18 protein-coding genes and 1 pseudogene are annotated in these 21836 nt (G+C 72.7%); 11 read left to right on the forward strand and 8 right to left on the reverse strand.

Annotated features, from left to right (window positions below; genetic code table 11):
• Nucleotides 1-52 precede the first annotated feature (52 nt).
• Nucleotides 53-1666: a PP2C family protein-serine/threonine phosphatase gene (locus SMD20_RS04815; RefSeq protein ID WP_329575320.1), complete on the forward strand. Its 1614-nt coding sequence runs from the start codon at nt 53-55 to the stop codon at nt 1664-1666.
• Here the strand turns inward: SMD20_RS04815 and SMD20_RS04820 are convergent.
• Nucleotides 1656-2897: pseudogene (locus SMD20_RS04820) on the reverse strand (RNA-guided endonuclease InsQ/TnpB family protein). The gene SMD20_RS04815 and the pseudogene SMD20_RS04820 sit on opposite strands and share 11 nt — an antisense overlap.
• A gap of 135 nt (nt 2898-3032) precedes the next feature.
• Between SMD20_RS04820 and SMD20_RS04825 the strand changes: the two are divergent.
• Genes SMD20_RS04825 through SMD20_RS04835 form a run of 3 tightly spaced genes read left to right on the forward strand, consistent with a single transcriptional unit; the run spans nt 3033 to nt 5593 of the window.
• A complete protein-coding gene (locus SMD20_RS04825; protein WP_329575323.1) occupies nt 3033-4130 on the forward strand; it encodes a cobalamin B12-binding domain-containing protein in 1098 nt (365 codons plus the stop codon).
• The gene (locus SMD20_RS04830; RefSeq protein WP_329575326.1) at nt 4127-4501 is read left to right on the forward strand and encodes an STAS domain-containing protein; all 375 of its coding nucleotides are present in this window, start codon (nt 4127-4129) and stop codon (nt 4499-4501) included. The genes SMD20_RS04825 and SMD20_RS04830 overlap by 4 nt, the downstream gene beginning before the upstream one ends.
• A gap of 48 nt (nt 4502-4549) precedes the next feature.
• Nucleotides 4550-5593: a lytic transglycosylase domain-containing protein gene (locus tag SMD20_RS04835; protein ID WP_329575328.1), complete on the forward strand. Its 1044-nt coding sequence runs from the start codon at nt 4550-4552 to the stop codon at nt 5591-5593.
• A 6-nt stretch (nt 5594-5599) separates the two neighbouring features.
• Here SMD20_RS04835 and SMD20_RS04840 read toward each other — a convergent pair whose 3' ends face one another.
• Both SMD20_RS04840 and yczE read right to left on the reverse strand, forming a co-directional pair.
• Nucleotides 5600-7390, reverse strand: coding sequence for a glycoside hydrolase family 15 protein (locus SMD20_RS04840; protein WP_329575332.1), 1791 nt, complete (start codon nt 7388-7390; stop codon nt 5600-5602).
• Nucleotides 7391-7426: 36 nt separating this feature from the next.
• Entirely contained in the window at nt 7427-8020 is a 594-nt protein-coding gene (gene yczE / locus SMD20_RS04845; RefSeq protein WP_329575335.1) for a membrane protein YczE, read from the reverse strand.
• Nucleotides 8021-8094: 74 nt separating this feature from the next.
• Here yczE and yczR point away from each other — a divergent pair, with 74 nt between their 5' ends.
• Entirely contained in the window at nt 8095-9525 is a 1431-nt protein-coding gene (yczR, locus tag SMD20_RS04850; protein WP_329575338.1) for a MocR-like transcription factor YczR, read from the forward strand.
• Between the two features lie 9 nt (nt 9526-9534).
• On the opposite strand, the gene SMD20_RS04855 is transcribed toward yczR, so the two are convergent.
• Together SMD20_RS04855 and SMD20_RS04860 are read right to left on the reverse strand one after the other, a co-directional pair.
• Nucleotides 9535-10143 (reverse strand): trimeric intracellular cation channel family protein, encoded by a 609-nt coding sequence (locus tag SMD20_RS04855; protein WP_329575341.1) that lies wholly within the window; start codon nt 10141-10143, stop codon nt 9535-9537.
• Nucleotides 10144-10152: 9 nt separating this feature from the next.
• Nucleotides 10153-11646 carry a peptide MFS transporter gene (locus tag SMD20_RS04860; RefSeq protein ID WP_329575344.1) on the reverse strand — a complete coding sequence of 498 codons (1494 nt, stop codon included), beginning with the start codon at nt 11644-11646 and terminating at the stop codon, nt 10153-10155.
• A 160-nt stretch (nt 11647-11806) separates the two neighbouring features.
• Between SMD20_RS04860 and SMD20_RS04865 the strand changes: the two genes are divergently transcribed.
• From SMD20_RS04865 to SMD20_RS04885, 5 genes are all read left to right on the forward strand, one after another.
• Complete coding sequence (locus SMD20_RS04865; RefSeq protein WP_329575347.1) at nt 11807-13657, forward strand: AMP-dependent synthetase/ligase; 1851 nt, start codon at nt 11807-11809, stop codon at nt 13655-13657.
• A gap of 80 nt (nt 13658-13737) precedes the next feature.
• A complete protein-coding gene (locus SMD20_RS04870) occupies nt 13738-14964 on the forward strand; it encodes a hypothetical protein (protein WP_329575351.1) in 1227 nt (408 codons plus the stop codon).
• Nucleotides 14965-15078: 114 nt separating this feature from the next.
• The gene (locus SMD20_RS04875; protein ID WP_329575354.1) at nt 15079-15567 is read left to right on the forward strand and encodes a hypothetical protein; all 489 of its coding nucleotides are present in this window, start codon (nt 15079-15081) and stop codon (nt 15565-15567) included.
• 147 nt (nt 15568-15714) lie between these two features.
• Nucleotides 15715-16704, forward strand: coding sequence for a GTP 3',8-cyclase MoaA (gene moaA, locus SMD20_RS04880; protein ID WP_329575356.1), 990 nt, complete (start codon nt 15715-15717; stop codon nt 16702-16704).
• Nucleotides 16705-16709: 5 nt separating this feature from the next.
• Nucleotides 16710-17570: an NTP transferase domain-containing protein gene (locus tag SMD20_RS04885; protein ID WP_329575359.1), complete on the forward strand. Its 861-nt coding sequence runs from the start codon at nt 16710-16712 to the stop codon at nt 17568-17570.
• A 316-nt stretch (nt 17571-17886) separates the two neighbouring features.
• Here SMD20_RS04885 and SMD20_RS04890 read toward each other — a convergent pair whose 3' ends face one another.
• Nucleotides 17887-18201 carry a DUF3099 domain-containing protein gene (locus tag SMD20_RS04890; RefSeq protein WP_329575361.1) on the reverse strand — a complete coding sequence of 105 codons (315 nt, stop codon included), beginning with the start codon at nt 18199-18201 and terminating at the stop codon, nt 17887-17889.
• A gap of 99 nt (nt 18202-18300) precedes the next feature.
• On the opposite strand from SMD20_RS04890, the gene SMD20_RS04895 reads away from it, so the two are divergent.
• Entirely contained in the window at nt 18301-18513 is a 213-nt protein-coding gene (locus tag SMD20_RS04895) for a dodecin (protein WP_020547544.1), read from the forward strand.
• Between the two features lie 442 nt (nt 18514-18955).
• Here the strand turns inward: SMD20_RS04895 and SMD20_RS04900 are convergent, their stop codons facing one another.
• Nucleotides 18956-20332 (reverse strand): metallopeptidase TldD-related protein, encoded by a 1377-nt coding sequence (locus SMD20_RS04900; RefSeq protein WP_329575366.1) that lies wholly within the window; start codon nt 20330-20332, stop codon nt 18956-18958.
• Nucleotides 20329-21822, reverse strand: coding sequence for a TldD/PmbA family protein (locus SMD20_RS04905; protein WP_329575368.1), 1494 nt, complete (start codon nt 21820-21822; stop codon nt 20329-20331). The genes SMD20_RS04900 and SMD20_RS04905 overlap by 4 nt, the downstream gene beginning before the upstream one ends.
• Nucleotides 21823-21836: the final 14 nt, after the last annotated feature.

Raw genomic sequence — 21836 nt, forward strand, 5'->3', positions numbered from 1 at the left:
CGTTGTTGTGACAGGTCTCATCAGCAGCCTTGAGCAGGACGGAGCCGGCGCCTTGTGGCGTGGCTCCCCGCACCCGGTTGTGGTGGTCGGCCCCGCGGGCCTGATCACCCGCTCCAACGACGCCGCCCTGCGGCTGCTGCCCGGCGCGGTGCCCGGCACGCTCCTGGAGGACGCCGCGCCCGCCTGGCTGTCCCACGCCCACGCCCGCGCTCAGGCCCACGCTCACGCCCACCGGGGCCCTCGACTGGACGACCTGCGGGAGCGCGGCCCCATCGGGCCGGCCACGTTCGAGGCGCAGCCGGTGCGCGAGGGCGACGCCGTCGCCTGGTGGCTCGCCGACGTCACCGACCTCGAACGCGCCACCCAGGCCCTGCGTCTCGAACGCGAGCGGACCGCGTTCCTGGACACCGCCTCCGGCGAGCTGCTGTCCTCGCTCAACCTCGACCGCTGCATGGAGGTGACCGCCCGCCTGGCCGCCCGCCACCTGGCCGACGCCGCGATGGTCATCCTGCCCCCCTACCGCCGCCGGTACCCGATCGCCTACTGCGGCCCTGACGGCACCGTCGTCCGCGAGGAGCTGGCCGTCGACCCCGAGGCCGTGCCGGGCCTCGCCGAGGCGCTGCAGGGCTACCCGCCCCTGCCCTCCCGCTGGATCGATCCCGCCGCCGCGCCCGGCTGGCTGGCCCGCGACGGGATCGGCGAGGTCGGCTCGATGGTGGTGAGCGCCCTCCCCGGGCACGGCGTCCCCGCAGGCGCGCTCGTCCTGCTGCGCCGCAGCGGCCAAGCCTCCTTCTCCGAGGGCGAGGAGGTCTTCGCCCGGCTGTTCGCGGCCCGCGCGGGGGCCGCCATGTCCGCCGCCCGGCTGTACGCCGAGCAGGCCGCCATCACCGAGACCCTCATGCGCGAGCTCCTGCCGCCCCGCGTCCGCAGCCTGCACGGCGTCGAGGTGGCCGCCCGCTACCGCCCCTCCGAGCAGGCCGCCCGCGTCGGCGGCGACTTCTACGACCTGCACGCCCCCGCCGAGCCCGGCGGGGAGTCGCTGGTGGTGCTCGGCGACGTGGCCGGCAAGGGCCTGGAGGCCGCCGTGCTCACCGGCAAGATCCGGCACACGCTGCACGCGCTGCTGCCGCAGGCCGACGACCACCAGCGCGTGCTCGAACTGCTCAACGGCGTGCTGCTGACCGGCGGCGACCGCACCCGCTTCGTCACGCTCGTCCTGGCCTCGCTGCTGCGGGTCGGCAACCGCGTACGGCTGCGCCTCACCAGCGCCGGGCACGCGCCGCCGCTCATCGTGCGCGCCGACGGGCGCGTCGAGGAGGCCCGCACCAGAGGCACCCTCATCGGCATGCTGGAGCGCGTCACCAGCGTCACCGACACCGTGCTGCTCGAACCCGGCGAGACGTGCCTGTTCTACACCGACGGCATCAGCGAGGCCAGGGGAGGCCCGCTGGGCGACGAGATGTACGGCGACGAGCGACTGAAGGAGGAGCTGCGTCAGTGCGGCGGCATGCCGCCCGAGGCGATCGCCGAGCGGGTGGAGATGCTGGCCTCCCAGTGGGTAAGAGGTGGCGATCACGACGACATGGCCGTCATCGCCATCACCGCGCCGCGCGGCGCGCATCTGAGCGCGGTGGGAGGCAACGGCCGGGGAAGGTTCACCGCTTGACATCCTCCCCCTCGGGAACGAGAGGGATTCCGACCGTCGCCGGTCGGTCTTCCTGCTTCACCGCCGGTCGCCCACCCGAGAGGGACTCTCGTTGAGGTCTTACACCAGCTCCACAGGCGTTTCAGCTCTCCGCCAGCCCGGCGGCGAGCAGCATGTTCTGGGCCGCGTTCACCTCCCGATCATGGACCGCGCCGCACGCGCAGACCCACACACGGACGCTCAACGGCATCTCTTCCTGCAGGGCCCCGCAGACCGAGCACAACTTGGAGGAGGGAAAGAACCGGTCCACGACCGCCAGGGTGCGGCCGTACCAGTCCGTCTTGTACTCCAGCATGCGCCGCAGTTCCCGCCAGCCGGCGTCGGAGATGGCGCGGGCCAGCGCATGGTTCTTGAGCAGGTTGCGGACGGCCAGGTCTTCCACGGCGATCACTTGATTGTCGCGTACCAGCCGTGTGGTGACCTTGTGCAGGTAGTCCCGGCGCCGGTCGGCGATCCGGGCGTAGATTCGCGCCACCTTCAGCCGGGCCTTGGCCCGGTTGTTCGATCCCTTCTGTTTGCGGGCCAGCGCCCGCTGCGCCTTGGCCAGTCTGCGCCGCTCACGACGCTCGTGACGCGGGTTGGCGATCTGCTCGCCGCACGACAGCGTCGCCAGTGTGGTGAGGCCGGCGTCCACGCCTGTCGACTGCTCGACGGGCGGCAACGGCGCGATCTTCTCCTCGACCAGGAGGGACACGTACCAGCGCCCGGTGGCGTCCTTCGACACGGTGATCGTGGACGGTTCGGCTCCTTCGGGCAGCGGGCGCGACCACACGATGTTCAGCGGCGCGTCCATCTTGGCCAGGGTGAGCCGGCCGTCGCGCCAGCGGAACGCCGAGCGGGTGTATTCGGCCGACGCCCGCGACCTCTTGCGGGACTTGAAGGTGGGGTGCTTGGCGCGGCGGGCGAAGAAGTTCGCGAACGCCGCCTGCAGATGCCGCAGCGCCTGCTGCAACGGCACCGACGACACCTCGTTCAGGAACGCCAGCTCGGGTGTCTTCTTCCACGCGGTCAGCGTCGCGGACGACTCGGTGTAGGAGACGCCACGGCCTTCCAGCTTGTGGGCGCGGGTCCGCTCCTCGAGCGCTTTGTTGTAGACCAGGCGTACGCAGCCGAACGTCCGGACGAGCTGTTCGGCCTGTTCGGGGGTCGGGTAGCAGCGGTACTTGTAGGCCCGCTTCACAAGCTGCGCCACCCGCCGATCCTAGGTGCGAGATCACTCGCGCACCGGCCGATTCCGAAAGACGGCGGTCCGCCTGCTCCTGCCCTGCACCGCAGTAGTCCGAATTCCTTCCCCGCCTGAAGTCGGGAGTCTCCTCGGAGGTATCTGATGACGCACACAGACGAGCTTGCCTACGGGCTCTCCGCCTGGCGGGAGAAACTCTGGAACGCCGCCGTCGCCGGCGACGAGTACGCCGCCGCGGACGCCGCGCTCGCCGCGCTCGACTCCGGCATCCCGCTGGAGACCCTGCTGCTGGAGGTCGTCGCGCCCGTGCAGGGCCGGGTCGGCAGCGAGTGGGAGGCCAACCTGCTCACCGTGGCGCAGGAGCACGCCGCTACCGCCGTCAACGAGCGGGTGCTGGCCGCCGTCGCCCACCACCCCGTGGCCCGCGCCGCCGCCTCCGGCCCGCCCGCCGGTCGGGTCGCGGTCTCCTGCATCGACGGCGAGTGGCACGCCATGCCCGCCAGGATCCTGGCGGAGGTGCTGCGGCTGCGCGGCTGGCGGGTCGACTATCTCGGCGCCCAGGTGCCGACGCCGCACCTCATCGCCCACCTGCACCGTACGGCCTGCGACGTGGTGGCGCTGTCCAGCTCCATCCCCGTCCGGCTGCCTGCCGCGCACGCGGCCATCACCGCCTGCCAGGCGACCGGCACCCCCGTGATGGCCGGCGGCGCGGCCTTCGGGCCGGACGGCCGCTACGCCCGCCTGCTCGGCGCCGACGCCTGGGCACCGGACGGCGGGGCCGCCGCCGACCGCCTGGCGTCGGGCCCGCTGCCCCGCCCATCCGCGCCCCGCCAGGCCGTGGACGACCTGCCGCACCTGGGCGACCAGGAGTACACCATGGTCAGCCGGTCGGCCCGGCGGCTGGTCAGGGACGTCATGAGCGGTCTGGAGGAGCGCGTCCCCGCGATGGCGGCGTACACGCCGCAGCAGCGCCGGCACACCGCCGAGGACATCGCGCACATCGTCGACTTCCTGGCCGCCGCGCTTTACGTGGACGACCCCGAGCTGTTCGGCCGTTTTCTCGGCTGGACGGCGGGGGTGCTGGTCGCCCGAGGCGTCCCGGCCGGTACGCTGCTACCCGCGCTCGACCTGCTCGGCGGGCGGCTGGAGGACTTCCCGCGGGCCGCGGCCATGATCGTGTACGGGCGGGACGCCGTCCGCGCCGTGTCCCCGTCCCCCGAACACCCCGGAAAGACCGCATGACCGCCTTCGCCCCCCTCCCGCTGACCCTCGTCCTGGACACGCCCCGCCCGGGGGCGCTGCGCGTCGCGGTCGGCGGCGACCTCGACTACACCACCGCCGAGGAGCTGCTGACCACCGTCGCCGCCGCACTGGACGGCGGGAGCCTCACCGACGTGCACCTCGACTGCGGCGAGCTGCGCATCTGCGACTCCAGAGGGCTGTCGGCGCTGCTGACCGTCCACCGGCACGTGACGGCGGCCGGGGCGCGGCTGCACCTCGACGACCGGCCGCCCGCGTTGGACCGGCTGCTGCACGTCAGCGGCACCTACGAGCACCTGACGGGCGAGCCCGCCACGTCGGACCGGCGGCACTCCACCACCTCCTCCGACTGAGGCCCGGCACGCTGCTGCCGGGGCCTGATCCGGGTAGGTTGGCCGACCATGAAGGACCTCCAACCCCCGAACAGCGACCACGCACCGCACCCGTCGCCGGCCCACAGGGGCGCCGGCCCTGTCCGCCTCGCGCTGGTGGCCGCGACGGCCGTCGTCACCGGCCTCAGCGGCTGCGGCGCGACCTCGTCTGCCGATCCGGCCGGCACGTCCTCATCGGCCGGCCCGGCGGGCTCGCCGGCTGCCCGGCCGGGCGGCGCGACGGCCGGGACGCGGTCCGGGGAGCCGTCGGGCGGGCCGGCCGAGGCGCGGCCGACGGCGGGCGCAGGAGCCGCCCGCGCCCTCCCCGCCCCCGGCGAGCCGCTCCCCGCCACCCCCGCGAAGCTGGCCACCGCCCTGCGCGAGACGACGGCCGCGCTGAACGCGGCCATCGACCGCTGGAAGCCCGCCAAGGGCGCCCCGCCGCGTGACGTCGAGCTGCTGGCCCTCTACCATCAGCGCCTCTACCGCCACGCCGCCCGCAACCGCACCCTCGCCGACCGCGCCTTCGCCCGCCTCCCCGCGGCCCTGGCGGCCCAGGCCAGGGACAACGTCGGCGCCATCCGCGAGCTGCTCGCCCTGGCCCGCCCCATCAAGCCGGCCGCGGTGTTCAAGGTCCAGCCGGCCCGCCCGGCCGCCGAGCTGCTGGCCCACTTCAAGCGCGGCGAGCGCCGCTTCGGGGTGGAGTGGGAGGTGCTGGCGGCGGTGATGCTCGCCGAGACGAAGTTCGGCCGGGTCCGCGCCGACAGCCACGCCGGCGCCCAGGGCCCGATGCAGTTCATGCCGGCGACCTGGCGGGCGTACGGGATGGGCGGCGACGTCCAGGACCCCGGCGACGCGATCATGGGCGCCGCCAACTACCTCCGCGCCAGTGGCGCGCCCCGCGACTACCGGCGGGCCCTGCACGCCTACAACCCGTCGCGGGCGTACGTGAACGCCATCCTCCTGCACGCCCGCCAGATGAAGCGCGACCCGCGCGCCTACTACGCCTACTACAACTGGCAGGTCTTCGTGCTCACGACCGAGGGCGAGCGCCGCCTCACCGGCCCGAAGTGATCGGGCTCAGCCGGTCGTGACGCCGGCCGGGCCGTCCAGGGGCGAGGACAGGGCGCGGGCGGCGTGCACCAGCGGCACGTGGCTGAACGCCTGCGGGAAGTTGCCGACCAGCCGCCCGTAGCGGGGGTCGTACTCCTCGGCCAGCAGCCCGACGTCGTTGCGCAGCTCCAGCAGCCGCTCGAACAGCTCCGTCGCCTCCTCCCTGCGCCCCTGCATCGCCATCACCTCGACCAGCCAGAAGCTGCACGCGAGGAAGGCGCCCTCGCCGCCGGGCAGGCCGTCCACGTCGTTGTCCTCGGCGATCGGGTAGCGCAGGACGAAGCCGTCCGACAGGAGCTCCTTCTCGATGGCGGCGACCGTGCCCACCACGCGGGGGTCGTCGGCGGGCAGGAAGCCCACCATGGGGATCATCAGCAGCGCCGCGTCCAGCTCGGACGACCCGTACGACTGGGTGAAGGTGTTGCGCGCGCTGTCGTAGCCCTTCTCGCAGATCTCCCGGTGGATGGTGTCCCGCAGGGTGCGCCACTTCTCGACGGGGCCGGTGCGGCCGAAGCGCTCGACGTACTTGACGGCCCGGTCGAGCGCCGCCCAGCACATCACCTTGGAGTGGACGAAGTGCCGGCGCGGCCCGCGCACCTCCCACAGGCCCTCGTCGGGCTCGTCCCAGTGCTCCTCCAGGTAGTCGAGGAGCTGGCGCTGGATGGTCCAGGCCCGGTCGTCGGGGGCCAGGCCGCGGGTGCGGGAGACGAACAGGCAGTTCATCACCTCGCCGTACACGTCGAGCTGGAGCTGGCGGACCGCCTCGTTGCCGATCCTGACCGGGCGGGAGTCCTCGTAGCCGTCGAGCCAGTCGAGGCGCAGCTCGGGCAGGCGGCGCTCGCCGGCGACGCCGTACATGATCTGCAGGTCCTGGGGCCGCCCGGCGATGGCCCGCAGCAGCCAGGACCGCCAGTCGGCCGCCTCCTCCAGGTAGCCGTTGGAGATGAGCGCGTCGAGGGTCAGCGTGGCGTCGCGCAGCCAGCAGAAGCGGTAGTCCCAGTTGCGCACGCCGCCGAGGTCCTCAGGCAGCGAGGTGGTGGGGGCGGCGACGATGCCGCCGGTCGGCGCGTACGTGAGCGCCTTCAGCGTGATGAGCGAGCGGTTCACCGCCTCCCGGTAGGGGCCCTCGTAGCTGCACCGCGTCATCCAGTCGCACCAGAACGCCTCGGTCTCGGCGAGCTGCTCCTCGCAGTCGATCGCGGGCGGCATCGCCTCGTGCGAGGGATGCCAGGTGAACACGAACGGCAGCCGCTCGCCCTCCTTGACGGTGAACGTGGCCCGGTGCGCGTAGTCGCCGCCCTTCAGCGGCACCGGCGCGTGCAGCCACACCGAGTCGGGCCCGCCGATGGCCTGGAGGTGCCCGTTCGTCCGGCGCACCCACGGCACGATCCGGCCGTAGTCGAAGCGCACCCGCACCACGGTGGAGATCTCCACGCTGCCGGTGACGCCCTCGACGATGCGCACCACGTCGGGGTTGCGGTCGCGGGGCGGCATGAAGTCGATGATCCGTACGGTGCCCGTGGGGGTGTCCCACTCGCTCTCCAGGATGAGCGTGTCCGGGCGGTACCGCCGCCGGTCGGCGTGCTTGCGGCCGGTGGGGCCGAGCCACCAGTGCCCGTTGCGCTCGCTGCCGAGCAGGGACGCGAAGCACGCGGGGGAGTCGAACCTGGGCAGGCACAGCCAGTCGATGGAGCCGTCCCTCCCCACCAGCGCGGCCGATTGCATGTCTCCGATCAGGGCGTAATCCTCGAGGCGCATGCTACGACGCTACTCGCCGCGCGGGTGGTCCCGCGCTCACGAGAGCGGGAACCAGCGGGTGAACAGCTGCGTCAGCGGGCCGATGGCCAGCGCGAACACGAGGGTGCCGAGGCCGGCCGTGCCGCCGAGCAGCCAGCCGACGGCCAGCGCGGTGATCTCGATGAGGAAGCGGCTGAGCCGTACCGACAGGCCGAGCCTGATCAGCCCGGTCATGACGCCGTCGCGCGGGCCCGGCCCCATGCCGGCGCCGATGTAGAGGACGGTGGCGAGGGCGACCGCGCAGACGCCGGCGGCCACGTACAGGGCCTGGAGGGGGAGCGCGTGCGGCGTCGGCAGCAGCGCGATCGCGGCGTCGGCGAACAGGCCGAGGAACACCACGTTGGCGATCGTCCCGAATCCGGGGCGCTGGCGCAGCGGGATCCACAGCAGCATCACCAGCGCGCCCACGGCGATGATGACGGTGCCGATGGACACGCCGGCGCGCAGGGCCACCCCCTGGTGGAAGACGTCCCACGGGCTGTTGCCGAGCCCGGACTCCACCAGGAGGCCGATGCCGGCGCCGTACAGGGCGAGGCCGCCGAAGAGCCGGGCCAGCCTGGCGGGAAGGGGACGCGTCACGGGAAGGGTCATGCTCTCGCTCATAATGGCCCCAGAGTGGCAGGGTTCGGTTTGCAAAAACAGGGCCAATCGCGAAAAGTGGCCCTATGCGGCATCTCTCTGCGGCCCAGGTGGCCCGGCTCGCCGGCGTCGATCCCGGCGCCCGCCCCTACTACCGCGCGCTCGCCGACGGCGTGCGCACCCGCATCATGGACGGCCAGATCCCGGTACGCGTCCGCATGCCCGCCGAGCGCCACCTCGCCGAGGCGCTGCGGGTCAGCCGCACCACGGTCACCGCCGCCTACGACCTGCTGCGCGAGCGCGGCTACCTGGAGAGCCGCCAGGGTTCGGGAAGCTGGACCGCGCTGCCCGACCCGGCCTCCACCGCCGAGAACCCCTGGCTCAGCACCGGCGGCGACGGCCTCATTCAGCTCCACAGCGCGGCCCCGCCCGCGCCCAGCGCGCTGCGCGAGGCGATGCTGGAGGCGGTCGAGGACCTGCCGCGCCTCGGCATGGGCAACGGCTACGACCCCATGGGCCTGCCGCTGCTGCGCGAGCGCATCGCGGCCCGCTACACCGCCCGCGGCGTGGCCACCCGTCCCGAGCAGATCGTCGTCACCGCCGGTTCCCAGCACGCCCTCCACCTCGTGCTCGGCCTGCTCGCCGGGCCGGGTGACGCGGTGCTGGTGGAGTCGCCGACCTATCCGCACGCGATCGACGCGGCCCGGCAGCGCGGCGCCCGCATCGTCCCGGTCGGGATCTCCCACGAGGGCTGGCGGCCCGACCTGCTCACGGGCGCGATGCGGCAGTCCGGGGCCCGCCTCGCCTACCTCATGCCCGACTTCCAGAACCCGACCGGCGCCCTCATGGACGACGCCACCCGAGCCGCCGTGACGGCCATGGCCCGGCGCCACGACGCGCTGCTGCTCGTCGACGAGACCTGGCAGGAGCTGGCCATCGACGAGGTGCCGGCCACCGCGCCGATGGCCGCCTTCGACACCGACAGCCGGGTGATCAGCGTCGGGTCGGCGTCCAAACTGTGGTGGGGCGGGCTGCGCGTCGGCTGGGTCCGCGCCACCGCGGCCCTCGCCCGCCGCCTCGCCCTGCACCGCGCGGTCGTGGACATCGCCGGCCCTGTACTGGAGCAGCTCGCCGTCGCGCGGCTGTTCGACCGGCTGGAGGAGACCCGGTCGGAACGCCGCCGCGCCCTGCGCGCCTCGCGCGCCGCCCTGGTGGACGGGCTGCGCGAGCACCTGCCCGGGTGGACGTTCACGGTGCCGCGCGGCGGCGGCTCGCTCTGGGTCCGGCTGAACGGCGACGCCGCGACCCCGCTCGCCGAGGCCGCCGCCGGGCACGGCGTCCGGCTCGCGCCCGGCCCCTGGTTCGGCCTGGAGGGCACGCTGGAGGGCTACCTGCGGCTGCCGTTCACCCTGCCGCCCCAGGTGCTGGCCGAGGCCGTCGTCCGCCTGCGCGCCGCCCGCGAGCACGGCCCCGCCGGCCCCGCCCCCGTCCCCGACTCGCTCAGCGCGATGGTGTGAGCCGCCCGCTCACTGGGCGACGCCCCTGGCCATCGGGAAGCGCCAGTTGAACCGCATGGCCGTGATCCGCAGCCCGAAGGCCAGCAGCGCCGCGGCCAGGGTGGCGGGCCAGCCGTGCAGCCCGTACGACGACAGCGCCGCCATCACCCCCGACCCGAGCATCGCCGGCACGGCGTAGAGCTGGCGGTCGTAGAGCAACGTCGGGATCTCCCCGGCCAGCACGTCCCGCAGCATGCCGCCGCCGACCGCCGTGACCACTCCCAGCAGGGCGGCGTGCAGCGGGTTGAGCCCGTACTCCAGGGCCTTCTCGGTGCCGACCGCGCAGAACAGCCCGAGCCCGGCCGCGTCCAGCACCAGGATGGCGGGCATCACCCGGGCCACGTGCGGGTGCCAGAAGAAGACGATCACCGCGGCGGCCACCGGCACCAGGACGTAGCCGAGGCTCTGGAACGCGATCGGTCGCACGTTGAGTATGAGGTCGCGGACCACCCCGCCGCCGAGTGCGGTCATCGAGGCCAGCACCAGCATCCCCACCCCGTCCAGCTTCTTGCGCACGCCCATCAGCGCGCCGGACAGGGCGAAGACGAAAATTCCGACAAGATCCAGGATTTCTGACACGGTGGATTTCTACCGGATCGAGGAGGGAAGGGCCTCCGCGTGGTAGTGCTCGGCCATCAGCACCCGCAGCCGCCGTGTGAACATGAACAGCGCCACCCCCGCCACGATCGCCATGACCGCCAGCACCAGGTAGTACGCCGGCTCCGACAGCACCGCGCCGAGCCGCCCCGTCTGCCCGCCGACCGCGTCGCCCACCGACACCGCGATGAACCACACGCCGAGCATCTGCGCCTTGAACGCCTCCGGCGCCAGCTTCGTTGTCACCGACAGCCCGACCGGGCTGAGCGACAGCTCGCCGAACACCTGGATCGCGTACACCAGCACCAGCCACCACACCGACACCCGCCCGGCCCCGGCCAGCCCCGCCGCCACCGCCATGACCACAAAGCTCAGCCCCACCATGACCAGCGCGAAGCCGAACTTCTGCGGCGTGCTCACCCGCGTGCCCAGCCTGACCCAGAGCGCCGCGAACACCGGCACGAAGATCATGATGAGCAGCGGGTTGAACGACTGCGTCGTGGCCGGCTGGATGGGGACCCCGAACAGCGACAGGTCGGTGTGGTCCGCGGCGAAGGCCAGCAGCTTGCTCGGCGCCAGGTCGTAGATCATCCAGAAGATGGCCGCGGCCACGAAGAGCCAGATGTAGGCCTTCATCCGGTCCCGCTCCTCCTGGGACAGGTCGTGGCTGCCCAGCATGATGTACGAGAAGTAGACGATCGGCACGATGAGGACGACCACGGTGATCGCGATCGTCAGCCGGTCGACCGTGAGCGTGCCGCTCGCCGCCCACGCCACCAGGGCGGCCACCACCACGGCCGCGCCGAGACCCGCCAGGCGGCCGAAGCGGCGCCGCTCGGCGGGCGTCAGCCGCAGGCCCGGCCGCTCGCCGACGCCGCGCAGCGCGCCCCTGCCCCACACGTACTGGACCAGGCCGAGTGCCATGCCGACGGCCGCCGCGCTGAAGCCGAGGTGCCAGCGGTCGCCGGCGGCCAGCCAGCCGACCACGATCGGCGCGAAGAACGCCCCCAGGTTGATGCCGAGGTAGAACAGCGAGAACCCGGCGTCGCGGCGGCCGTCCTCGTCCTCGGAGTAGAGCCGGCCCACCATGACCGAGATGTTCGGCTTGAGCAGCCCCGTGCCGGCGATGATCAGCAGCAGCCCGAGCCAGACGAAGAACGGCGTCGTCACCGGGATCGCCATGCTGATGTGCCCCAGCATGATGACGAACCCGCCCCAGAACACCGACCTGCGCGCCCCCAGGATGCGGTCGGCCACCCAGCCGCCCGGCAGCGCCACCAGGTAGATGAGCGCGCCGTAGACGCCGACGACCGCCTGCGCCGTCGCCGGCGGCAGGCCCAGCCCCTGGTGGGTCGGCGAGGCGGCCATGAACGTGTAGAGGATCGCGCGCAGGCCGTACCAGCTGAACCGTTCCCACATCTCGGTGCCGAAGAGCGTCGCCAGGCCCCACGGATGACCGAAGAACGTCCTGCCGCTGCCCCGCATCGCCCTGCCTCCACTATGACGGCCCAATATGACGTATCGCATCCGATCCATCACTCTACGTCAGAGATGCCGCTCTTTCCGTGCAAGGTCTTGCCGCTGTCCGGCCCCTGTGGTGCGATGCAAGCCATTCATGCAAGTGAATACTGACTGGAGGCGCGCCATGGCCGAAGTCCTCGAGGTCCGGGCCGAGATCGAGCAGCAGATCGCCGGCCGTACCGTCTGCGGGCAGCTCGCCGAGCTGGCCGAGCGGCACCCCGACGCCCCCGCCTACTCCGACCCCGGCGACCCCGACTCCGGCGAGGACTGGCGCACGCTCACCTACGCCGAGGCCAGGCAGCGCGTCCTGGAGATCGCGGCCGGCTTCGCCGCCCTGGGCCTGGGGCGCGGCGAGTCCGTCGCGCTCATGATGGTCAACCGCAGCGAGCACGTCCTCGCCGACCTCGGCGCCGTGCACGCCGGGGGAGTGGGCTGCACGATCTACAGCACGTTCGCGCCCGAGCAGATCGAGTTCGTCGCCGGCGACGTCGGCGCCCGCTTCGCCGTCCTCGGCGGCCCCGCCGAGCTGGCCCGCTGGCAGCCGGTGCTCGACCGCCTCGGCGGCCTGCGCAAGATCATCATGCTGGAGGGCGCGCCTGCCGGCGACGAGCGGTTCATGACCTGGACGGACTTCCTGGAGCTCGGCCGCGCCCGGCTCGCCGCCGACCCCGCCGCCGTCGAGGAGCGCCTGCGCGCCGTCACCGCCGGCGACGTGGTCACCGTCCTCTACACCTCCGGCACCACCGGGATGCCCAAGGGCGTCCCGCTCACCCACACCAACGTCTTCTACGAGGTCGCCGCCACCGACCGGCTCACCGCGCTGCCGACGCTCGGCACCCAGATCTCCTACCTCACCTACGCCCACATCGCCGAGCGCATCCTCAGCCTCTACCTGCCGCTGGTGAAGGCCTCCCACGTCTACTTCTGCACCGACCTCGCCAACCTCGGCGCCACGCTGGGGCAGGTCCGGCCGATGATGTTCTTCGGGGTGCCGCGCGTATGGGAGAAGATGATGGCCCGCCTCCTCGCCGTGCTCGCCGGCCAGCCCGAGGAGCAGCAGGCCGCGGTCCGCGAGGCCATGGCGGCCGGCCGCGCGTACGTCGAGGCCGGCCAGTACGGCCACACGATCACGCCCGAGATCCAGGCCGCGTACGACAAGGCCGACGCCGCCCTGCTCGGGCTCATCCGCGGCATGATCGGCTTCGACCGCGCCCAGTGGACCGCCACCGGCGCCGCCCCCCTCCCGTCCGAGGTGCAGAACTTCTACGCCGGCCTCGGGCTCAAGGTCATCGACGTGTACGGCATGACGGAGACCACCGGCGCCTTCACCGGCAACAGCCCCGCCTGCTACCGCCTCGGCACCGTCGGCAGGGCCGAGCCCGGCGTCGAGGTGCGCATCGCCGAGGACGGCGAACTGCTCACCCGCAGCCCGCTCAACACCCTCGGCTACCTCAACCGCGCCGAGGCCACCGCCGAGCTCATCGACGCCGACGGCTGGCTGCACACCGGCGACATCGGCAGCGTGGACGACGACGGCTTCTACCGCGTCGTGGACCGCAAGAAGGAGCTCATCATCACCGCGGGCGGCGAGAACATCTCCCCGGCCGAGATCGAGAACCACCTCAAGCAGCACCCGCTCATCGGCCAGGCGCTCGCCTACGGCGACCTGCGGCCCTACCCGGTCGCCGTCCTCACCATCGACGGCGAGGTCGCGCCCGGCTGGGCGCAGGCGCGCGGCATCACCTACGGCTCCCTCGCCGAGCTCGCCGCGCACCCCGACGTGCTGAAGGAGGTCGAGAGCGCCGTCGAGGCCGCCAACACCAGGCTCGCCCGCGTGCAGCAGGTGAAGAAATGGGCGCTGCTCGGCACCGAGTGGACCGCCGAGACCGAGGAGCTCACCCCCAGCCTCAAGCTCAAGAGGCGGATCATCCACACGAAGTACGCCGACGTCATCGAAGGCCTCTACTCCGGCTGATCCCGTTTTTCCGGGGCTTTGCCACTAGAGGCGTGTGTCGCGGGTTTGGCCATGACCGGGCGGTTCCTACCGTCTCGATCATGACCAGAGGACTGCTACTCGCCTCGCTCGCGGCGGGGACGCTCGTGGCTCCCGCGTCCGCGTCCACCGCCGCCGCCGGGGTGCCCGCCAAGGTGCCCGCCTCCGCGCCCGTGCCCTCGCCCTCCTTGGAGGAGGGCCCCGTGATCCGCGCCATCACGGTGCGTCCCGCCGAGCCCGTCGTCGGGCCGCGCGGCTCCGTCCGCCTGGTGATCGACGTGATCGCCAAGGGGACGTCGGGCAAGAACGGCGTCACCGTCAAGGTCGAGCCGGGCGCTCCGCCCGGCCCGGTCCTGGCCTCCAAGCCCCTGCCCGACGAGCCGACGGACGACCCCGCCCCCACCGCGTCGCCTGGCGCGGAGCCGTCGGCCGAACCCACGGGAGTGCAGTCCCCGGCCCTGTCTCCCGAGCTCGGATACCCCACCAGACCTTCCGGCCGGAACGCTCCCGACAAACCGGCCGGGCTGAACACTCCCGACGAACTGCCCGCGCCCGACGACCCGGCGGCACAGACGGACCCGGCGGTACAGACCGATCCGGCGGTACAGACGGACCCGGCGGTGCAGGGCGATCCGGCGCAGGTGGCTGACCCCGCGCAGCCGGCCGACCCGGTGGCGCAGGCCAAGCCGACCGATGCCGCGGTGCCGCCGACCCCGGCCTCCCTGGTGTCCGCGACCCTGCCGGCCGACGCGACGCCCAAGGCGGGAGGGTCGTACCTGAACCTGCTCCCGCTCACCCGCGCCGTCGTGCCGAGCCCCGCCGCGCAGAGGTCGGCCGACGGCTGGGAGACCTGGCGCTTCCTCCCCGACAAGAGGCTCAGCCGCTACTACCCGACCGGCACCTGGACGGTGGCCGCCACCGCCCGCGGCAAGGACGACCGGACCGTGACCGAGTACGCCACCTTCCGGTTCCGCCGCGCGACCCGCCTGTCGCCCGTCCACGTCGAGAAGGCCGGGCCCGGCGGCGCGGTCCGCGTACGCGGTTCGCTGACGCGCGTGGACCCGCGCGGCCTGACCGACTACGGCCCGTTCGGCAGGCAGCGCCTGGAGATCCTGTGGCGCCAGGACTGGCACTCCGAGTGGCAGCGGGTCGCCCAGACCGTCACGGACGCCGCGGGCGGCTTCGAGACCAGGATCTACGGCCGGCCGAACGGCTACTGGCGCGTCCGCTTCCCCGGAACCGGTCACTACGCCCCGTACACCTCCAGATCCCGACGAACCAGGGGGTAAGGGACTTGTAGCCAAGACGTGATGCCCTTTGCCGCAACTTTCCTTGACCTTTACGGGTCAATGGTTGACGTGTCCTATTTGGGGCGCGCAAGTGACGGGGAAGGAATCATGAAGATGCGACGAATCGCAGCCGGTCTGGCGGCCGCCGCCCTGGGCGCCTCGGTGCTCGCCACCGCGGCCACGCCCGCGTTCGCGGACGAGCCGGACACGGACTTCGTCGGCGGCAACACGAGCCTGGCGCTCGACGCCAACCCCGAGCCCGCCTGGCGCGGCAAGCCGATCCGCCTCGACGGCAAGCTGTCGGTGCAGTGCGAGGAGGACTACATCAGCGGGTTCGTGCAGGTCATCCACTCCGACGCCTGCAAGAAGCAGGAGCGCTGGCACCGCCTGGCCTGGAAGCGGATCGTGATCCTCTTCCGCCCGAACGGCACCGGCAAGTGGGAGTACGTCGACTCGGTCAGGACCGGCGGCGACGGCTACTTCCACACCCGCGTCCCGGCCCGTACGTCGGGCACCTGGCGCGCCGTCTTCGAGGGCGCCAGGCACCTGGAGCCGTCGGAGGCCACCGACTACGTCAAGGTGATCGGCCGCCGTCACCACTGAGGCCCGGCCTGCTCCCGCCGGACGCCCGGCCGCTTCAGCGGCCGGGCGTCCGGCGTTCCTGGACATGCGGCGACAAGGTGGTTTTGAGTACGGCCGGAATCACGTCGTAGGCTGGCTCTCTGGCGAACGGACTGGAGGTGACGCCCCGTGTTGCGAGACTCGTTCGGACGGGTGGCGACGGATCTGCGGGTGTCCCTCACGGACAAGTGCAACCTGCGCTGCACCTACTGCATGCCTCCCGAGGGTCTCGACTGGCTGCCGAGCGCCCAGCTCCTCACCGCCGACGAGATCGTCCGCCTGGTGGGCATCGGCGTCGAGCGCCTCGGCATCACCGAGGTCCGCTACACCGGCGGCGAGCCGCTGCTGCGGCGCGAGCTGGCCGACATCGTGGCCCGCACCGCCGCGCTGGAGCCCCGCCCGCAGATCTCGCTGACCACCAACGGCATCGGCCTCGCCCGCCTGGCCGGGACGCTGGCCGACGCCGGGCTCGACCGCGTCAACGTCTCGCTCGACACCCTCGACGCGGCCACGTTCAAACGCCTCGCCCACCGCGACCGGCACGCCGACGTCATCGCCGGCCTCGCCGCCGCCGACCGCGCGGGGCTGCGCCCCGTCAAGATCAACGCGGTGCTCATGCGCGGCGTCAACGAGCACGAGGCCGTCCCGCTGCTGCGCTGGTCGCTGGAGCAGGGCTACGAACTGCGCTTCATCGAGCAGATGCCGCTCGACGCACAGCACGGCTGGAGCCGCGAGGCCATGGTCACCGCCGACGAGATCCTCGGCCTGCTGTCGGAGGCGTTCGAGCTGACGCCGGACGACCAGGAGGGGCGGGGCAGCGCGCCCGCCGAGCGTTTCCTGGTCGACGGCGGGCCCGCGCGGGTCGGCGTCATCGGCTCGGTCACCCGGCCGTTCTGCGGCGCCTGCGACCGCGTCCGGCTCACCGCCGACGGCCAGGTTCGCAACTGCCTGTTCGCGACCGAGGAGTCCGATCTCAAGTCCGCGCTGCGGGCCGGCGCCACGGACGACGAGCTGGCGGCGCGGTGGCAGGCGGCGGTCGCCCGCAAACGGGCCGGCCACGGCATCGACGACCCGTCCTTCCTCCAGCCCTCCCGCCCGATGTCCGCCATCGGCGGCTGACCCCCGTGCCCACCGACCCTCGCGCGGGGGAGACGGGCGCCCCGCCCGGCGGTCCCGGACGTGAGGGGCCGGCCGCGGCCTTCGACGCCGTGGTGCTGGCCGGTGGCGAGGCCAGGCGGCTCGGGGGGCGCGACAAGCCGGGCATCACCGTCGGCGGCCGGTCGCTCGTCGAGAACGTCGTCGCCGCCGCGTCCGGCGCCCGCCGCACGATCGTGGTCGGCCCCGAGCGCCCCCTTCCCGGCGTCCGGTTCGCACGCGAGGACCCGCCGGGCGGCGGGCCCGTCCCCGCCCTGGCCGCGGGCCTGACGCACGTCACCGCCCCCTGGGTGGCGCTGCTCGCCGGAGACCTGCCGTTCCTCACGCGGGCGCACGTCGCTGCGCTGCTGGAGGCCGCGCCGCCGGGCGCGGGCGCGGTGATGGTGGACGACGGCGGACGGGAACAATGGCTGGCGGGCGTCTGGCCGGCCGCCGAACTGCGGAGCGCGCTCGCCGCCTACGCTGGACGCTCGCTCCGCGGCCTGCTGGCCCCGCTGGTCGGCGCGCGCCTGACGCCGCCCGGACGCCCCTGGTTCGACTGCGACACGATGAACGACCTGGAGGAGGCACACATGCACGTGCTCAACGAATGGACCGCCCTGGCCTGCAAGGAGCTGGGCATCGACCCGGCGGTCGTGGACCGCGACCAGATCCTCGACCTCACCAAGGAGGTCGCCCACGGCGTGGCCCGGCCGGCCGCGCCGCTGACGGCGTACCTGCTGGGCCTGGCTCAGGGGGCGGGCACAGCGCCCGAGGACGCCGTCGCCAAACTGACCACTTTGGCGAAGAACTGGCCGTCGGCGGCCGCCGAGACGCTGACAGACGGCTGACACTCGAACGAACTCTTGAAGTCAAGCTGACTCCCGCCTGAAGATTTCCTGTGAATAACAGGAGAGGCGGGAGTGAAAACGATTTCGGGAAAGCAGCCCTATCGAACCGGGCCGGCGCCGCCGTTCTAGATCATCAGCTGAAGCGTGTTTGACCAGGAAAAGGGCGACGCCGGGTGGTTACGGGGGCAAACCACCCGGCGTCGCTTCATCGGCGTTCCGACGGGGGCCCGGAACGCCGGCACCAGCGCTCCGACGGGGGACCGGAGCGCTTGGCTAAAGCGTACACCTACAACCCATGGGATGCGTCAAGACTTAGTCACGACCCGATCTCGCGTCGATGCAGCGGTATCTCGCTTTGGTTAGCCTCAGGGTCCTGAAAGGTAGGAGGCGGGGCGGGCTCGCCCCTCTCATTGGCCCCGATTACCGCTATGTATGGCAAAAACACGGCGCCGGCGATGAACAGCAGCCTGAAGGGCCACGGCACGGGCACCACCACCGCGAGGATCAGGCACACCGTGCGGATGCCCATCTGGACGAGATATCTGACCTCACGCCGGTGGATGTCCGACGTCAGCGACGGTTTCGCGTCGGTGACCTGGTGGACGTCCGCGTTTCTGCGCCACCGCTTCATACCTTCCACGGTAGTCCTCGAAGTACGGGCTCGGGACGGCGCACCCGGGCGGCGGAGGGGGTCATGCGATCATGGCCTTCGGGTAAGGAGGAGAGGGATATGTCGGACCGAACGTACCGGGTCACCGAGATAGTCGGGACTTCGGGAGAGAGCGTCGACCAGGCCATCCGCAACGGGATCAGGCGAGCCTCGGAGACGTTGCGGCACCTGGACTGGTTCGAGGTGACGGAGATCCGCGGCCACATCGACGCGGGGGAGGTCGCTCACTTCCAGGTGGGCATGAAGGTCGGCTTCCGCCTGGAGGACGCCTGAGCGCCCTCTGAGCGCCGCCCACGCCCTACGTAGTGTCCAAGGGCTGCCCCTGCCGGCGCCGCTGCCGCCCGGCCCCGGGCCGCCCGGGCGAGGGGCCATGGTCGCCGCAGACCCGGCCCCGGACACGCGGGCCCACCGCAATGCCCGGACCCCGGCGGCCCACCGCATGCCCGGCCGCCTGGGCAGCCAACAGAGCGGCGCCGGCCCGGAGGCCCGGCCGTCTGGCGCACACCCCGGCAGGGGGCCCGCCGCAGGCCCGGGCGGGGGTGCGCCGCAGGCCCGGACCCGGCCGTTCGGCGCTGGGCCTGGGCCGGCCTCCCCGCGCCGACCTGGACCTTCGGGCGGGCGCTCGACAGGGCCCGCCTTTCCGGCCCTCGGGCCGGTGCCCGCTCAGGCATGCGGTTCGGCTCAGGCCGGGCCGCGGGTCGGGTCGGGCCGGGGGTCAGCTTGCCTGGCTCACCGTGGACATGTTGAAGTCGGGCACCCGCACCGCCGGCATGATCGTCCGCTGGAAGTAGTCGTTCCACTCGCGCGGCAGCGTCCGCCCCTCCGCCCCCACCTCGGAGACGCGCCCGAGCAGGTCGACCGGGCTCTCGTTGAAGCGGAAGTTGTTGACCTCGCCCACGACCTCGCCGTGCTCCACGAGGTAGACCCCGTCACGGGTCAGCCCGGTGACGAGCAGCGTCTGGGGATCGACCTCCCGGATGTACCACAGGCAGGTGAGCAGCAGCCCGTGCCGCGTGCCGGCGATCATCTCCTCCAGGGACGACGACGGCCCGGCGGCCGGCCCGCGCATGATCAGGTTGTCGACGGCCGGCGTCACCGGCAGCCCGCTCAGCTCGGCCGAGTAGCGGGTCTGGTGCAGCGCCTCCAGCCGCCCGTCCCTGATCCAGTCGGTCGGCCCCAGCGGCAGCCCGTTGTCGAAGACCGAGCTTGCCCTGCTGGATGCGTGCGCCATCACGAACGGCGCGCACGCGATGCCCTCCGCACCCGGATCGCTCGCCAGCGTCACCGGCAGCGCGCCGAGCCGCTCGCCCACGCGGGTGCCCCCGCCGGGTTTCGCGAACACCGACCGCCCGTCCAGCGCGTCGCGCGCCCCCGCCGACCAGAACAGGTAGATCATCAGGTCGGCCACGGCGCTCGGCGGCAGCAGCGTCTCGTAGCGCCCCGCCGGCAGGTCCACCCGGTTCTTCGCCCACTCCAGCCGCTGGGTCAGCGACGCGCCGAGCGCGTCGACGTCGACGTCGGTGAAGTCCTCCGTGGACACGCCGGTCCAGGCCGACCGCTTGAGGTCGGCCGACTTGGCGTTGAGCTCCATGCGGCCGGTCGGCTGGTCGTGCCGCAGCCGCACGCCCGTGGACGTGCCGAGGAACGTCGAGGTCAGCCGGTGCTCGGCGAAGCCGTAGAGCCTCCTGCCGCCGGCCTCGGCCGTCGCGAACGCCTCGCCGAGCGCGGGCGCGAACGCCTCGAACACGCCGATGTCGGTGGGCCGTACGTCCTCGTCCCAGTGGGCGGAGGCGGGGCCGGCCTCGACCAGCGGGCGCGCGTCCTCGGCGGGCCTGGCGTCCCTGGCCGCCGCGTCGGCCGCCGCCACGACGTCGGCGAGCTGCTCCTCGCGCACCGCCGCCCGCGACACCACGCCGGCCCGGTCGCCCGCGATGGAGATCACCGTCAGCCGGGACGAGCGCGCCACGCCGTTGGTGGTCAGCGTGTTGCCGGCAAAGCGCAGGTTGGCCGTGGACTCCTCGTCCACCAGCACCACGCAGTCGTCGTTCGTGGAGAGCGCCAGGGCCCTTTCCACCATCTCCTGGGGAGTCACTTCCCGCCCTCCTGCACGGTGTTGAGTATCCGTACGCCCCTGAACAGCGCGGACGGACATCCGTGGCTGACCGGGGCGACCTGCCCCGGCTGGCCCTTGCCGCAGTTGAACGCGCCGCCCAGCACGTACGTGCCCGGCCCGCCGACCGCCTCCATCGACTGCCAGAAGTCCGTCGTCGTCGCCTGGTAGGCGAAGTCCCTGACCTGCCCAGCCAGCTTGCCGTGCGAGATGCGGTAGGCCCGCTGACCGGTGAACTGGAAGTTGTAGCGCTGCATGTCGATCGACCAGCTCTTGTCGCCGACGATGTAGATGCCCCGCTCGACCCCGGCGATCAGCTCGTCGGTGCCCGGCCCGTCCGGCGCGGCCTGGAGCGAGACGTTGGCCATGCGCTGCATCGGCATGTGGCCCGGCGAGTCGGCGAAGGCGCACCCGTTGGAGCGTCCGAACCCCTTCATCAGCGCCATCCGCCGGTCGAGCTGGTAGCCGACCAGGATGCCGTCCTTGACGATGTCGAAGCTCTGCCCCCGCACGCCCTCGTCGTCGTAGCCGACGGTGGCCAGGCCGTGGGTGACGGTGCGGTCGCCGGTGACGTTCATCAGCGGCGAGCCGTAGACCAGCTCGCCGAGCTGGTCGAAGGTGGCGAAGCTGGTGCCCGCGTAGGCGGCCTCGTAGCCGAGCGCCCGGTCGAGCTCGGTGGCGTGGCCGATCGACTCGTGGATGGTCAGCCACAGGTTGGACGGGTCGATCACGAGGTCGTAGTCGCCGGCCTCGACCGACGGCGCGGCGAGCTTCTCGGCCAGCAGCTCGGGCAGCCGGGCCAGCTCGCCCTGCCAGTCCCAGCCGGTGCCCGTCAGGTATTCGTAGCCGCGCCCGACCGGCGGCGCGATCGTCGACATGTCGTCGAAGCCGCTCTCGCCCGCCTTCATGGCGTTGAGCGTGGGGTGCACCCGCACCCTCTGCTGCGTGGTCACCGTGCCGGCCGTGTCGGCGTAGAACTTCTGCTCCTTGACCTGCAGCAGCCGCGCCGAGACGTGGTCGGCGCCCTTGAGCAGGCCCGCCGACCAGTCGGCCAGCAGGGTCACCTTGTCGGCCGACGGCACCTCGAACGGGTCCACGTCGTACGCCGACACCCACACGGCCTCGGCGTGCACCGGCTCTGGCGCCAGCTCGATCGGCTCCCTGTTGATCGGCGCCGACACCTCGGCGACCCGCACCGCCTGCTCCGCCACGCGCGCGGCGGCCTCCGGGGTGAGGTGGATCCCGGCGGCGAACCCCCACGTGCCGCCCTTGACCACGCGCACCGCGTAGCCGAGGTCGTCGGCGTCGGTGGCGCCCTCCAGGCGGGCGTCGTACAGGCTCAGCGTCTCGGCGCGGACGCGTTCGAGCCGGAAGTCGGCGTGCTCGGCGCCGAGGTCCCGAGCGCGTTGCAGGGCGGCGTCCGCGAGCTGCCTGAGCGGCAGTTCCAGGAAGTCGGCATCGATCTGGCGCATGTCCACGATCCTAA

Source organism: Nonomuraea sp. LP-02, from assembly GCF_036289125.1.
Lineage (GTDB): Bacteria > Actinomycetota > Actinomycetes > Streptosporangiales > Streptosporangiaceae > Nonomuraea > Nonomuraea bangladeshensis.

Coding starts and splice junctions, on each gene's coding strand:
- SMD20_RS04890 (WP_329575361.1), bottom strand. CDS start 18,201: ATGAAGCGGTGGCGCAGAAACGCGGACGTCCACCAGGTCACCGACGCG.
- SMD20_RS04830 (WP_329575326.1), top strand. CDS start 4,127: ATGACCGCCTTCGCCCCCCTCCCGCTGACCCTCGTCCTGGACACGCCC.
- yczR (WP_329575338.1), top strand. CDS start 8,095: ATGCGGCATCTCTCTGCGGCCCAGGTGGCCCGGCTCGCCGGCGTCGAT.
- SMD20_RS04840 (WP_329575332.1), bottom strand. CDS start 7,390: ATGCGCCTCGAGGATTACGCCCTGATCGGAGACATGCAATCGGCCGCG.
- SMD20_RS04860 (WP_329575344.1), bottom strand. CDS start 11,646: ATGCGGGGCAGCGGCAGGACGTTCTTCGGTCATCCGTGGGGCCTGGCG.
- SMD20_RS04870 (WP_329575351.1), top strand. CDS start 13,738: ATGACCAGAGGACTGCTACTCGCCTCGCTCGCGGCGGGGACGCTCGTG.
- yczE (WP_329575335.1), bottom strand. CDS start 8,020: ATGACCCTTCCCGTGACGCGTCCCCTTCCCGCCAGGCTGGCCCGGCTC.
- SMD20_RS04865 (WP_329575347.1), top strand. CDS start 11,807: ATGGCCGAAGTCCTCGAGGTCCGGGCCGAGATCGAGCAGCAGATCGCC.
- SMD20_RS04875 (WP_329575354.1), top strand. CDS start 15,079: ATGCGACGAATCGCAGCCGGTCTGGCGGCCGCCGCCCTGGGCGCCTCG.
- SMD20_RS04905 (WP_329575368.1), bottom strand. CDS start 21,822: ATGCGCCAGATCGATGCCGACTTCCTGGAACTGCCGCTCAGGCAGCTC.
- SMD20_RS04835 (WP_329575328.1), top strand. CDS start 4,550: ATGAAGGACCTCCAACCCCCGAACAGCGACCACGCACCGCACCCGTCG.
- SMD20_RS04895 (WP_020547544.1), top strand. CDS start 18,301: ATGTCGGACCGAACGTACCGGGTCACCGAGATAGTCGGGACTTCGGGA.
- SMD20_RS04825 (WP_329575323.1), top strand. CDS start 3,033: ATGACGCACACAGACGAGCTTGCCTACGGGCTCTCCGCCTGGCGGGAG.